The organism is Desulfosarcina variabilis str. Montpellier (genome assembly GCF_048565275.1).
In the GTDB taxonomy this organism is placed as follows: Bacteria; Desulfobacterota; Desulfobacteria; order Desulfobacterales; family Desulfosarcinaceae; genus Desulfosarcina; species Desulfosarcina variabilis.
The window spans coordinates 3019467-3033404 of sequence record NZ_CP159846.1; the positions used below are offsets into that span (position 1 = coordinate 3019467).

Sequence of the window (13938 nt, forward strand, 5' to 3'; positions counted from 1 at the left end):
GCATACAGGAAAAAAATAAAAAAACCAAGAGCGGTTGTCCTGTTGTGGATACCCATTGGAGACGATCATGGCCATTAGCATCGTTTATATGACTGCCGGTAATGCAGACGAAGCGTCCAGAATCGCCAAAGCCTTAATCCAACGGCGACTTGCTGCCTGTGTGAACATTTTTGACGGGATGCACTCAATTTATGAATGGAAAGGAACGCTCCAGGACGAGCGGGAGGTGGTGATGATCGCCAAGACGCACGCCGATTGTCTGCCAGAACTGGTGGAAGCGGTAAAGGCGATTCACAGCTATGACTGTCCGTGTATTGTTGAACTATCGGTATCCGGTGGCAACAACGCATTTTTGGACTGGGTGGGTGCGCAGGTAGATCTGTCGCCAGAAAAGGATGATTAGCGATATGAAAGATAACGTTGGTATTTACTACCATCCCTTTTTAGACAACAAACGCGTCCGTATGTATGTCCGTGAAAAAGACGGAGATATCGAATTCAGAATGAGAAATGATGACGATCCCAAGATGTGGAATGACCATGGTTGGGTCCCCTATAGTGCCATCCAACAAGCCAATGTGCTTTATGAGAATCGAGGCCGTTTCGATCCCAATCGGGCTTATGATATCACTGTCGCCAAAGCACTGATCCGGGACGGCGGATAAGGGGACAGGGGCTGCCGGGGCAATCGCCTAACTGTTCCAACAGTATCTTAGAGCCTGTTTTGGAAGTCTGGATCAGGCCCGATAACAAGGCGGAAAGTGGCTCAAAAGCGGAGCATATATGTAATATGTGAGCATTTTGAGACACTTTCCAACGCCGTTAGCGGGCCTTAGACGGATTTATCAAACAGGCTCTAAGGGGATATGGGAGAAAGGCATGGCTTTTCAAGGATTAGCCGGACTGGTGACATTCACGGTGTTGGCTTGGCTGATCAGTGAAAATCGAAGACAGGTCCGGGTAAGGCCTATTGTCATTGGTATCGGAACTCAACTGATCATCGGCCTGATCCTCTTGAAAGTGGTGGTCTTCCGGAAGCTTTTTCTGGCGCTCAACCAGGGGGTGATAGCCCTGGAGGCGGCCACGACGGCCGGAACATCCTTTGTCTTTGGTTACCTGGGCGGTGGGACGCTTCCGTTCAGCGAAACCCATCCTGGCGCTACATTTATTTTGGCCTTCAGGGCCCTGCCATTGGTGCTGATCATCAGCGCGCTTTCGGCCCTGCTGTTTTACTGGCGTATTTTGCCGGCGATCGTCAGTGGGTTTTCCTGGTGTCTGCGAAAAACCATGCGCCTGGGAGGGGCTGAAGGACTGGGAGTGTCTGCCAATGTCTTTGTGGGCATGGTGGAGTCGCCGCTTTTTATCCGTCCCTATCTGGCGCAGATGACCCATAGCGAATTGTTCACCCTGATGACCGCCGGTATGGCCACCATTGCCGGGACGGTCATGGTGCTTTATGCCAGTGTGCTGGGGACGGTGATTCCCGATATCATGGGGCATATTCTGACAGCATCCGTCATCAGCGTACCCGCGGCAGTTACCGTGGCCAAGGTGATGGTTCCGGAAACAGACACGCCTACTGGTGGGACGTTGGTAATCGAGCACCCCGATGCCGGCAGCATGGACGCCATTACCCGCGGGACATTGCAAGGGGTTGAACTCTTGATCAATATTATCGCCATGCTGGTGGTTCTGGTGGCGTTGGTGTATCTGGTCAATGCTTTGCTCGCGATATTTCCCGATGTGGCCGGCAAGCCCATTACCCTCCAACGCATGTTGGGGGGGCTGATGGCGCCACTGGTTTGGCTGATGGGGGTGCCTTGGCAGGAAGCGCCGGTGGCTGGCGGGTTGATGGGCATGAAAACGGTATTGAATGAATTCATTGCCTACCTGGAACTTTGCCGTTTGTCTCCGGGCACCCTGAGCGATCGCAGTATGCTCATCATGACCTACGCCATGTGCGGATTTGCCAATCCCGGCAGTTTGGGAATCATGATCGGTGGCATGGGGACCATGGCACCGGAACGGCGCAGTGAGATCGTTGCTTTGGGTGTGCGCTCGGTGGTGGCGGGAACCCTGGCAACCTGTATGACCGGTACCGTGGTGGGTCTCTTAACGTTTTCGAAATAAAAATTTCCAGGGTAAGGATACGATTAAAGCCTGGTTGAAAAGTCTGGATCAGGCCCGATAACAAGGCGGGAAACGTCTCAAAAGCGTCGCATATATTATTTTGAGATGTTTCCCAACGCCGTAAGCGGGTCTCAGACGGGGTTTTCAAACAGGCTTTTAGGCGGGATACTGCTGCAGGACCTTTTTTACGAGATTGCCGTCGGCCGATGCACCGAAATGGGCCATAATAACGCCCATGGCCTGCATTTTGTTTTTAAAGCTGCCGAAATCAACATTGGTGGCGATCCATTGGCGAATTTCCTCTTCACCAGCCATTTTCGGCAGGTACGTTTCAATCACGGTAATAAACGGCGACGTCTGATCCTGGCCGGTTTTTTCCAGCATCTCTTTTTCTGATTTAACCAGTTTCTTTAAGATCTTGATTACCTCATCGTCTGAAAATTCTTTTTTGTCCAGACGGGCCATTTCTCCCATGATGACCCGCAGTGTTTCTTTCTTATTTTCGTCGCGGTCCTTCATGGCAGATTTTAAGTCATCTTTGATTTTATTTTGCAGTGTCATTGAAATGATCCTTCTCAAAAAAACGCGGTTTCAGGTAGTTGGTTTCTCCCCATTTAAATTGGATATCATCGTGTCCGTCATAGTCCATGTCAATGAGGATATAGCCGTAGTCCGGGTAGTGTAAGAAAGAGAGTGTGAACAGGCTGGGATCAAAGGGCGGCTCAATGTCGACATCAAGCTGCATTTCTACCTGCCTGAGCGTACCGTGGCAAAGAATTTGATCGGTGGCCGCCAATGGGGCCTCAATCGGTTCCGGTGCATAGAAGCTTAGTTGCAGCGCATCCGGGTCGACGGTCACCGCAGCGCCGGCAAGGGTATAACGAATGGTCGACAGCTTGCTGTCTAAAAGCGATCGGTCTGAAAAGACAAGCCCCATGGAATGATCGATATTGTCAACAGACCACCAGTTATCCGCACCAAACAGTGATTTTAGGAGAAATTGATTATCATACCATGCCGATTCAGCTATTTTTTCGGAATCTGTCAAGACGGCATCAATTCGCGCTTTTTCGGTCTGGCTGATGCGGTTCAGGCACAGTTCGATAAACGTTCCCTGCCATCTAACGGATAATGGCTTTGTTTTCATGGATTTTCCCGGTAACGGTTTAAAGGTGAGCGGTTAGCAACTATCCATTATTTGCTTGGCATTTATCAGTAAATTGATGTTCACCTGCTGGGATAAATGCCAACATACGGTAACCCTTTGAAACAATTTTGCTAATCGCTAACAGCAAAAGGCTAATCGCTCAATTCAGGTACCTTTGCTGGAGGCCATTAGTCTCAACGGCTATCCATTTTGTCAAGAAAATTGCGTAGCCAGGGTTAAGATGCCGCATTTATATTATTTCACCAACCATGGCCCTTGCAAAGGCTGGCCGCTGCAATTATAGTCTCGATATTATTTTTGGCTCGCAAATTAGGATAAGTAGAGATGCGACTATTGCTGATTGAAGACGACGAAAAAATTGCCTCTTTTATTACCAAAGGGTTTAAGGCAGAGGGGTTTGCCGTGGATCATGCCTTAGATGGCAACAGCGGGTTGGATTTAGCCCTCAGCGAGCCGTATGATGCTGCAGTGGTTGACATTATGCTGCCCGGGATGGACGGTTTTTCTTTGATTGGCCGAATGCGCCGGGAAAAGGTAATGACACCTGTGATTATCCTCAGTGCCAAGGACGCCATTGATGATCGCGTGAAAGGACTGCAGATCGGTGGCGACGATTATTTGAGCAAGCCGTTTGCATTTTCAGAACTGCTGGCTCGTGTTCAGGCGCTGATTCGTCGTTCTAGTGGGGCCAAAGAACCCACACGGTTATCCGTCGGTGACCTGAGTATTGATATGCTGGCGCGGGAAGTGCGCCGGGGAGGGACAAGAATCGATCTGCAACCGCTTGAGTACTCTTTGCTCGAATACCTGATGCGCAACCAGGGACGCGTGGTATCCAAAACCATGATTATGGAACACGTTTGGGATTACCATTTTGATCCGCAGACCAATGTGGTCGAGGCGCGCATCTGCCGCTTGCGGGACAAGGTGGACAAAGAGTTTGATGACAAGCTGATTCATACAGTACGTGGGGTGGGGTATGTCCTTCGGCAGAATGATTAGGCTGCCACAAACCCTTTCTTTTCGCCTGACACTTTGGTACGGCCTGATTTTTTCGATATCTTCATGCTTGGCTTTTCTCTTTTTCTATGTGCTGATCACTACGAATCTGAAAAAACAGCTGGATGACCGTCTGTCCCAAAAAATCTCCGAATTCGAGGCCATTTACAATTTACAAGGCCTTGATGAGGTCAAGGAAGCGGCACTGATCGAATCCCGGGCGGCTGGGGAAAAAAAGATCTTTTTCCGGCTTTTATATGCCTCTGGGGTGGCTTTTTCTTCGTCCAACATGTCCTATTGGAGAGCCATTGGGATCAACCGCAAAGCGGTTCGGCAATTGATGACCAGCCGGAGCCGGGTATATGAGACCCTGTCGATTCCCGGGCGAGATGACCGGGTTCGCATCGCCTATGGGGTGATTGGCCACAAAATTGTGGTCCAGCTTGGCTATTCCATGGAAACCGACATTGCATTCGTTGCGATTTTCAAGCGGATTTTTTTCGTCACCATGTCCGCGTTGATCATTACAGCGGTGCTTGTGGGGTGGTTTATGGCCAGGCGGGCGGTGTCCGGTGTGGAGGCGGTCACCCGAACGGCCAGGCAGATTTCCGAGTCCGATCTTGGACGGCGCGTTCCGATCATGGCCCGCCACGAGGAGATTGATCGGTTGGCGGTAACCTTCAACCAAATGCTGGATCGAATTGAAAAATTGGTTGTTGGAATTCGCGAGATGGGGGATAATATTGCCCATGATCTGAAAAGTCCGGTGGCCCGGATTCGTGGAATGGCTGAACTCAGTCTTTCCGGGGAGGCAGGCGTCAGCGACGAGCTGATTTCCCTGGCCGGCAACACCATCGAAGAGTGCGATCGGCTGCTGGACATGATCAATACCATGCTTATGATCTCAAAGACCGATGCCGGTGCCGGTGATCTCAACCTGGAAATGGTTAATATCGCACAGGTGGCGCGTGGCGCGGTTAAGCTGTTTTCCCCATTGGCCGAAGATAAAGGACTCACCCTTTCCTGCGATACGCCTGAAGCCTTGATGGTGGAAGGGGACCTCAAAATGCTTCAACGGGCAATGGCCAATCTTTTTGACAATGCAATCAAGTATACACCACCACCGGGACATGTCGATGTCCGCGTATTTCGCGAGCCAGGCAACAAACAGCAGATCAATATTGCCGTCAAAGACAGTGGGATTGGTATCGACAATCAAGATCTTTCCAAAATATTCAATCGCTTTTTCCGCTGCGATCAAAGCCGGACAGCCGGTGGTTCCGGTTTGGGATTAAGCCTTGCCCGGGCCATTGCCCGTGCCCACCACGGTGAAATTCATGTGGTCAGCAGCAAAGGAAAGGGAAGCGTTTTCACGGTCAGTTTACCTGACCATCATGTCCACTAGCCCGTTGATTTGGATTCATCGATTCTCCTGCATGATTTCTGTTTTTATTTTATTTTTTATCCTATCAGGGCGATAAGCAATGAAAAGCCATGAATTTGAAAAAGAAAAAAATTGACGTCGCCATTCCGTACAGCAGGCTACGCGTAAGCCTGAACCCGATTACTTTGTGTTTTTCGGGAACTTATAGGACGCTCGAAAAGCCGTTTCGTGAAGCCTATTTCTTGAATTCGTTGGATCATGTGCGCCGATGTAAATTGTATGCCGCTCTTTTCTTCGGTATTTTCGGCCTGTTGGATGTTTTTGTATTTCCCGATCAACTAGGTCAGCTGCTGTTCATTCGTTTCGCTATCGTCTGTCCGATATTTTTAATTGGCCTGCTTTTTTCCTACACCCAGGTTTACCGGCAGGTGTGGCAGTTGATGAATGCGCTTTACATCATGGTGACTGGATATGCTTACGTGGCGATGGTCATGATCACGCCGCAGCCTGAATCCTATTTCTATGGCGTTGGCACGATTTTTTGTGTTTTTTTCGGGTACACGTTTATCCATGCCCGCTTTATTACCGCTTCCCTGGCCGGTTTGATGGTGGTTGGCGGTTATCAGCTAATCATGATGCAGCTGATGGAAGCCTCGGGTGTAATCCAATTGATTAACGGATCGCATTTTCTGGGAATCAATGTATTGGGCATGCTGATTTGTTATTCGATTGAAATCCAGCAACGCAAAAATTTTTACCTGAACCATCTTTTGGAGCGTGAAAAAGAGAAGACAGAGGACATCAACAAAAATCTGGAGCAACGCGTCGAGGAGCGGACAGCGGCACTTCAACGCATCAATCGGGATTTGAACAAAGAAATCGCCGAGAGAAAACAGGCTGAAAAAAAGTCCCGGGCCAGTCGTGAGCGACTTGAAATCATCCTGGACAGCATCGATGCGGATATTTATGTTGTGGATATCAAAACCCATGAAATTTTATTGGCCAACCGTCATACCCGGCAAATTTTTGGTGACGATATTGTGGGGCAGCCTTGCTACAAAGCGCTGGTGGGGAGGAAAACCATTTGTTCCAATTGTAGTTCAGAGCTGCTGCTGGACGAAAACGGTCAACCAGGGGAAAGTCGGTCCTGGGAATCACAAAATCCAAAGAATTCAAGAAATTATATAATTTTTTCGCGTGCGGTGACGTGGGAAGACGGACGGTTGGTCCAGCTTCAGGTGGCAACGGATGTCACGTCGATGAAGCAGATGGAAGCGCGCCTGCAAAGGGCCCAGAAAATGGAGGCCATCGGCACGTTGGCCGGTGGCGTCGCCCATGAATTGAACAATATTCTTTCAGGACTGGTCGGGTATCCGGAGCTGTTGCTCATGGACCTCCCCGAAAATAGTGAATCGCGAACCATTGTTGACAATATTAAACAGACGGGAGAAAAAGCCGCAGCCATTGTTCAGGATATGCTGATGTTGGCCAGGCGGGGACTGTCTGTTACCCATACGATTAATTTGAACCAAATTATCACAGATTGCCTGCAAGGGGCTGAACTGGCCAAGCTGAAGCCCGACTACCCCTTTTTGAGCATTCGTTCAAACCTGGCTTCGGCGCTATTCAAGACCACTGGATCGGCCGACCATGTTAAGCGGGCCGTAATCAATCTGGTGAAAAATGCCGCGGAATCCATGCCCGAGGGCGGCGTCGTGACGCTGAGCACCCAGAATATTTACCTTGATCATCCGATTGTGGGATTCGAGACGATTCCCCAAGGGGAATACATTCGGCTGCGGGTGACGGATACCGGCCCTGGCGTCGCATCATATGACTTGGAACGAATTTTTGAACCCTTTTATTCCAAAAAAAAGATGGATCATCCGGGAACCGGGCTAGGCATGGCCGTGGTTTGGGGGACGGTAAAGGACCATGGCGGATTTTTTGACGCACGCAGTGTTGAAGGCCAGGGGAGCGCCATCGATATCTACCTGCCGGTGACAGGACAAAATGGTGAAATAGAGGTCAGCGAGCGATCCTTGGATAGTTATCGTGGCAATGGTGAACCGATTTTGGTGGTGGATGATATCAAAGAGCAACGGGAACTGGCCACATTTATGTTAAAACGGCTGGGTTACCAGGTGGATGCCGTGGCCAGTGGCAAGGAAGCGATTGAATATATAAAAAAACATCCCGTGGCGGTTATGGTGATTGATATGATATTGGGGCCTGACATGGACGGCCTTGACACCTACCGAGAAATTTTGGCCATTGCGCCGGAACAAAAGGCTGTGATTACCAGTGGATTCTCGGAGTCACAGAGAGTTCTTGAAGTTCAGCGCCTTGGAGCCGGTCGATACCTCAAAAAACCCTACCGCATGGAACAAATCGGAGCGGCAATCCGCGAACAGCTAACCACTTCCTTTTCGGATGGCTCCGCTGACACGTATGCCAAAATCAAACTCGATCGGTGAGCGGGACTGAATCCGTAATAATTACCAATTGGTAATCTTTGCGTAACCTTATCGTAACCCATGGTGGCTATTTTCATAATGCTAAATACAGCACTCAATGAAATTGCTGTTTAAACAAATTGTAATCGATTAGACGCATCAACCAGGAGGTCCATGATGATTAGAACCAAACGCCTGCAATTTTCATTTCCATTGCTCTTGTCAGTATTCGTTGCCGTCGTCTTTCTGTGGACATGCCCCCTATCCATCCAAACGGTGCATGCTTTTTCGGCTCCGGAAAGTTTCAGTGAGTTGGCTGACCAGGCCAAACCGGGCGTCGTCAATATCCGGACCGTCAAGATTATCAAAGGTGGCAGTCCGGTCTTCCGGCATTTCTTTGGCAATCCGTTTGGCGGTAATCGGAATCCGTTTGACGAATTTTTCGGCCCATTTCAGGGAGAGGGCAATCAACGAGACTTTAAGCAGCGCAGCCTTGGATCCGGATTTATCATTGATAAAGACGGTTTCATCGTTACCAACAACCACGTGATTGAAGATGCCGATCAGATAAAAGTGATTTTATCCAACGACAAAGAGTTCGATGCGGAATTGGTTGGGCGGGATCCCAAAACCGACCTTGCCCTGATCCGGATCAAAGGCGCTAAAAATCTTAGGCCCCTTGAACTGGGTAACTCCGACAAATTGGAGGTGGGCAAGTGGGTGGTTGCCATCGGCAGCCCCTTTGGCCTCGAACAAACGGTTACCGCCGGTATCGTGAGTGCCAAGGGGCGTATTATCGGCTCTGGACCTTATGATGATTTTATTCAGACCGATGCATCGATCAACCCCGGCAACAGTGGTGGCCCGTTGTTGAACATGAATGGCGAGGTCGTGGGAATCAACACGGCGATTATTGCCAGTGGACAGGGCATTGGATTTGCCATCCCCATCAACTTGGCCAAAGGAATCCTCGGCCAGCTAAAAGACAAAGGGGAAGTGACCCGTGGGTGGCTGGGGGTGGGAATTCAGGACCTGACACCGGAACTGGCTAATTACTATGGGTTGAGTGAAGAAAAAGGCGTCCTGGTGACTCAGGTATTCGAGGATGATCCCGCGGATAAAGCGGGGGTAAAAGCCAACGACGTGATTTTATCTGTTGACGGTAAAGCGGTTTCCACTGGACGTGAGCTCTCCTCGATGATTGCCAACACACCGGTGGGCCATCGGACCAAGATTGATCTGATCCGTGACGGGAAACGAAAAACCCTGACCGTGACCCTGGCCAAACGGGATGACGACCAGAAGGCCGAGTTGGCAGAGGGCCGGGATAGCGAAGAGATGGGCATTGAGGTGACCGATCTGGATTCTGACATTGCCCGTCGGTTCGGTATCGATGCAAATGAAAACGGCGTGCTGGTGACCGATGTCAAGGACGGTAGCCGCGCCCAGGATGCGGATGTGCGTCCCGGGGACATCATCAAGGAAATCAACCGGACACTGGTCAAGGATCGTAGTGATTTCGTACAACTGATGAAAAAATACAGTGACGACGAAAATATTCAACTGCTGATTCACCGGCGTAATGCAGGATACCTGGTGCTTAAGATCGAGCAAAAATGATATAGCATCCAAGATAATGTTTTTGGGCTGCGTTATCGGTCGTCGCGGTATTGATTATACAGCTTCCTCCCTCTAGCCTTGCCAAAAACATTATCTTAAACACTATAGCTAATGCTTGTTTGCTTTTGACCGAAAATGAAGGTTGGGTGTCAACCGCGCTGTAGGCTATGAAAGAGCGGACGCGTTGCGAAAATGACAACGCGTCCGCTTTCTTCGAAAAGGCCGCCAGGGTTGACCACAAAGGGTATTTTTCGGGGCTTGACATGCGGATTAAACAGAACTAAGTTGACTCCAAAACGAAAGACTTCCAGCAATCAAACCAGGCTGGCTGAGTCAGAAAGGATCTTGAAATGCCGGTTTACGAATTTCAGTGCGAATGTGGTCAAATTACCGAAGAGTTGGTCCGTATGGATACCAAAACCATTGAATGCCCCAAATGTCATAAACAGGCCAAAAAAATCATTTCCGCCTGCAGCTTTGAATTAAAAGGTGGTGGATGGTATGCCGATGGATACGCCTCAAAAAAGAAATGACCGGCCACCCCGATTTCTTTTTAGGGGAATCGGGGAACGCCTTAAAGGCGTCCACCCTCCAATCAAACAGTCCCAAATTTTTTTATTTGAAAGTTTACTCATCACCATTTCGTGTTGCTTCATCAACAACCCTGTTGCTGTTTGATCGTCGACCATTGGCAATTTGTCATACCGGCCTGTCCGAAGGATAGGCTGTTTTTTTTTGTTTCGATAGCCATATTCATATCGTCTGATAACCTGTAGTTTAACGAGCGGGGGGGGACATGACACAAGCGCCAACGCATCAAATTGAATCCTTATCGGCTTTTGCCATCAGCGCCGTCCAAAGCGCAGGAGAGGTGGCATTGGAACGCTTTGGGCAGGGAAGGGGAACCGCTAAATTCGATGAAAGGCTGGTTACCCGCGCGGAGCTGCAGATCAGTGAGCATTTTCAAGCGGCACTAGACAACCAGTTCCCCGATCATTTGGTGTTTACCAGCAAAACGCTGGATACCCATTATACCCATGACAGCCGGCGCTACCTGTGGATTTTCGATCCCATTGATGGGGTGGATAATTACCAGGCCGGTATTCCCATCTGGGGCATGTCCCTGGCGTTGTTGGAAAATTTCTGGCCGGTGATGGGTGCCTTTTACATGCCGGCCACCGGCGATCTTTTTCATGCCCGTGCGGGCGGCGACGCCTACTGGGGCGATAAACGCATCCATATGGGGCGCGACCGGATCATCGATGATGAGAGCGTGATGTTCACCTTTTCCAGATTCCATCGGCATTACCTCTCCGAATTTCCAGGAAAAATAAGAAATTTGGGATGCACCGGCGCCCATTTGTGTTATGTGGCCATGGGCAGAGGAGATGTGGCGCTGACCGCCAATGAAAGCTTTCAGGACCTGGCCGCGACGCGCATGATCGTGGAAGCCGCCGGTGGACAGTTTTATAAAACCAGCGGCGAACGATTCTATTTGAATGATCATTTAAATGGTGAGCGGATTGACGAGCACCTGCTGGTGACGGCAACGGGCAGTTGTCAGGTGGTTTTAGGCTATCTGGAAAAGCGGCGCTGATGACAAATGGAATGGAATGTCAGCGGTGAGGGGTTAATCATTTTCATCGTCAGCCATATGATGGACATTTTCCATACGGTAGATGAAAACGCAAATGCTCAGGGCAGCGGCAAAAAGGGCACAGAATAATAAAAAATCGTCGGCGACCTTCCTCCACGAGAAAAAAAACAACACCGCAGTGATCAACAAAAATTTGGTATTCATGGCCCGATTACCTTTGTGGATTCCCCTTTACCACTAATGTTCTGACCGTTATTATCGGCGGTTTCCCGCTTATCTTAAACTTGATCAACAATGGTCAATGGTCCAAACCATAAGGAGCGACTGACGATGCAGCAGGCGACCGGAAAGATCATCGATTATTTTGAGCAAATCAACCGTATACCGCGCTGTTCGAAACAGGAGCAGCGGATCCGCCAGTGGCTGCAACAATGGGCTGCGAAAAGGGGCCTGACCACCAATGTCGATACGGTTGGCAACCTCGTGATTCAAGTACCGGCCACCCCTGGATTCGGACCGGCGCCGACGGTCGTTTTGCAGGGCCACATGGACATGGTCTGTGAAAAGCATGCCGATTCCGATCACGATTTTTCCACGGATCCCATCCGCATGGTTCAAGATGGTGAGTGGCTGACCGCCGTGGATACCACGTTGGGGGCGGACAATGGGATTGCCCTTGCACTGAGTTTGGCCCTGGTGGATGATCCGGATGTCATCCATCCCGACCTGGAGCTTTTTTTTACGGTGGACGAAGAAACCGGACTGACCGGCGCGATGCAAATGGACCCATCCCTGTTGCGTGGCCGGATCCTGGTCAATCTCGATTCAGAGGACGAAGGGGTTTTTGTGGTCGGTTGTGCCGGCGGGCGAACAACGACCATCACACTGACGCTGGATGAGCAAGATCTCGGCAATGACGATGTCATCATGAACGTTACCGCCACGGGCATGCGAGGGGGGCATAGCGGTGTGGATATTGCCAAGCATCGCGCCAACGCCAACACGATTGTGGGGCGTTTGCTCGGCGCGGGCCTGACGGCCGGGCCGGTCCGCATCGTTGACATTAACGGGGGAACGGCCAATAACGTGATCCCGAGGACGTGCCAGGCCCATATTGCCTGCAGCCGGAAGGATGTGGCTGCCGTGAAACAGGCGATGGACAACTGCGCCCAGGTGATTCGCGGCGAATTCAACCGGACCGAGCCGGATATGACCATCGACATTGATGAGGAGAAAGCCGCCAATGGAGATCGGCGTCGTGTCAGCCAACACGATACGGCAAAAATAGCGGACTTGTTGCTGGCCCTGCCCAGCGGACCGGTTGAGATGGAGCTTGACGACCCGATGCTGGTGAGCACTTCCGTCAACCTGGCTGTCCTTACCATGCAATCCGGACAGCTGGTTGTGACCTCCAGCCAGCGCGCCGCCATTCCTTCCCGTTTGGATGCGATTTGTCGGACCATCGAGGCCATGGGACACCTTTGCGGCGCCGAGGTGCATACCAGCGTAGGATATCCATCGTGGCCCATGAATTCTGAATCCAGGCTGCTCCAGCAGTGCAAGACGGTATATCAGGATCTTTTTGGTGTGGAACCGATCGTACAAACCATGCACGCCGGGCTGGAGTGTGGGGTGATCGGTGATCGATGCCCCGGAATGGACATGATTTCCCTGGGACCAACGCTGCAAAATCCCCACTCGCCTTCAGAACGGCTACATCTTCCTTCCGTTGAAAAGGTCTGGCGGTTGCTGGTCGGCTTGCTTGCCTCTTATGCTACTTAGTGCTCATCTGTAAATAGGCCGATTGGGCATTTCAGAATGGGTTATAGTTAGTGTTCGTTCAGTCAGCGGCTTCTGCCGATCCCCCTGACCCGGCTAACCGGTTTGACCGGCCCCTTGCTTTCCATGGGGTCCACCCCGGCTACACTGCTGCTCTGGCGTCGATATTTTTTATAGATTTCAGCGTAATTGCGGCGGGTATCACGGCCAGCGGATTTTTTTTGTGTTTTCTCGGTTGGGGTTTTTCCGCCGGTCATTTCATCGAGGACCTGTTCAAAGGTTCGGTTTTGTTTTGGTTGGGCGCGCGTATTGGGGGCCGTTTGTGAACTATTGGATCGGCTGCCGGCAAAGGCGTTGAGGGTGTCGAATAAGTGATCCACCCATGAGCGCCGCGGTTTTTCTTGATGGCGCGCGTTGTCATCGCTGGATGCTTTTGGAGACGGACGGGGAGGGCTTTCGGGTTGCGGGTCGACGGCTGCTGGACGCTGCAGGGCCAGGTGTGACTTGACCCGGGCATAGGCGATGTTGATCTGCTTTAACTGTTCATCTGCCGCCGCCTTGAGGCTTGATCCTTCGGGGAACTGGTCCGGATGCCAGCGCCGGACCTGGGCTTTGTATGCCCGCTTGGCGCTATCTTTATCAGCTTGAGAATCAATCCCCAGGATTTTATAACTTGTTGTCAAATCCATGTACGTTTCCCGATTAATTAGTGTGCCTTAACATAAGTGAAAAAAGTCACGACGTCAATCTGGGGCTTGACCCGGCCGAAAAAAGCAATTATGCAAAGCACCCATATGTAATGAAC

At 50.7% G+C, this 13938-nt stretch carries 14 protein-coding genes; 10 read left to right on the top strand and 4 right to left on the bottom strand.

Annotated features, from left to right (window positions below):
- Window positions 1-67: 67 nt before the first annotated feature.
- The 3 genes from cutA (at window position 68) to Dvar_RS13485 (ending at window position 2130) form a co-directional block, all read left to right on the top strand.
- Window positions 68-403 carry a divalent-cation tolerance protein CutA gene (cutA, locus tag Dvar_RS13475; protein ID WP_419662223.1) on the top strand — a complete coding sequence of 112 codons (336 nt, stop codon included), beginning with the start codon at window positions 68-70 and terminating at the stop codon, window positions 401-403.
- 4 nt (window positions 404-407) lie between these two features.
- Window positions 408-665 (top strand): hypothetical protein, encoded by a 258-nt coding sequence (locus Dvar_RS13480; protein WP_419662224.1) that lies wholly within the window; start codon window positions 408-410, stop codon window positions 663-665.
- Window positions 666-879: 214 nt separating this feature from the next.
- On the top strand, window positions 880-2130 hold the full coding sequence (locus Dvar_RS13485) for a NupC/NupG family nucleoside CNT transporter (protein WP_419662225.1): 1251 nt from the start codon (window positions 880-882) through the stop codon (window positions 2128-2130).
- 156 nt (window positions 2131-2286) lie between these two features.
- Here Dvar_RS13485 and Dvar_RS13490 read toward each other — a convergent pair whose 3' ends face one another.
- Together Dvar_RS13490 and Dvar_RS13495 are read right to left on the bottom strand one after the other, a co-directional pair.
- Entirely contained in the window at window positions 2287-2691 is a 405-nt protein-coding gene (locus tag Dvar_RS13490) for a GatB/YqeY domain-containing protein (RefSeq protein WP_419662226.1), read from the bottom strand.
- Complete coding sequence (locus Dvar_RS13495; protein ID WP_419662227.1) at window positions 2675-3277, bottom strand: hypothetical protein; 603 nt, start codon at window positions 3275-3277, stop codon at window positions 2675-2677. Before Dvar_RS13495 ends, Dvar_RS13490 begins: the two co-directional genes overlap by 17 nt.
- 345 nt (window positions 3278-3622) lie before the next feature.
- On the opposite strand from Dvar_RS13495, the gene Dvar_RS13500 reads away from it, so the two are divergent.
- The 6 genes from Dvar_RS13500 to Dvar_RS13525 all read left to right on the top strand — a co-directional run bounded on the left by Dvar_RS13500 (window position 3623) and on the right by Dvar_RS13525 (window position 11354).
- Window positions 3623-4300: a winged helix-turn-helix domain-containing protein gene (locus Dvar_RS13500; protein WP_419662228.1), complete on the top strand. Its 678-nt coding sequence runs from the start codon at window positions 3623-3625 to the stop codon at window positions 4298-4300.
- Between the two features lie 67 nt (window positions 4301-4367).
- Complete coding sequence (locus Dvar_RS13505) at window positions 4368-5702, top strand: sensor histidine kinase (RefSeq protein ID WP_419662229.1); 1335 nt, start codon at window positions 4368-4370, stop codon at window positions 5700-5702.
- Window positions 5703-5791: 89 nt separating this feature from the next.
- Complete coding sequence (locus Dvar_RS13510; protein ID WP_419662230.1) at window positions 5792-8158, top strand: response regulator; 2367 nt, start codon at window positions 5792-5794, stop codon at window positions 8156-8158.
- Between the two features lie 153 nt (window positions 8159-8311).
- Entirely contained in the window at window positions 8312-9757 is a 1446-nt protein-coding gene (locus Dvar_RS13515; RefSeq protein WP_419662231.1) for a DegQ family serine endoprotease, read from the top strand.
- A 350-nt stretch (window positions 9758-10107) separates the two neighbouring features.
- Window positions 10108-10290 (top strand): FmdB family zinc ribbon protein, encoded by a 183-nt coding sequence (locus Dvar_RS13520; protein ID WP_419662232.1) that lies wholly within the window; start codon window positions 10108-10110, stop codon window positions 10288-10290.
- Window positions 10291-10553: 263 nt separating this feature from the next.
- The gene (locus tag Dvar_RS13525) at window positions 10554-11354 is read left to right on the top strand and encodes an inositol monophosphatase family protein (protein ID WP_419662233.1); all 801 of its coding nucleotides are present in this window, start codon (window positions 10554-10556) and stop codon (window positions 11352-11354) included.
- Between the two features lie 33 nt (window positions 11355-11387).
- Here Dvar_RS13525 and Dvar_RS13530 read toward each other — a convergent pair whose 3' ends face one another.
- Window positions 11388-11558 (bottom strand): hypothetical protein, encoded by a 171-nt coding sequence (locus tag Dvar_RS13530; protein WP_419662234.1) that lies wholly within the window; start codon window positions 11556-11558, stop codon window positions 11388-11390.
- A 126-nt stretch (window positions 11559-11684) separates the two neighbouring features.
- On the opposite strand from Dvar_RS13530, the gene Dvar_RS13535 reads away from it, so the two are divergent.
- Window positions 11685-13136 (top strand): aminoacyl-histidine dipeptidase, encoded by a 1452-nt coding sequence (locus tag Dvar_RS13535; RefSeq protein WP_419662235.1) that lies wholly within the window; start codon window positions 11685-11687, stop codon window positions 13134-13136.
- A 62-nt stretch (window positions 13137-13198) separates the two neighbouring features.
- Here the strand turns inward: Dvar_RS13535 and Dvar_RS13540 are convergent, their stop codons facing one another.
- A complete protein-coding gene (locus Dvar_RS13540; protein WP_419662236.1) occupies window positions 13199-13822 on the bottom strand; it encodes a DnaJ domain-containing protein in 624 nt (207 codons plus the stop codon).
- Window positions 13823-13938: the final 116 nt, after the last annotated feature.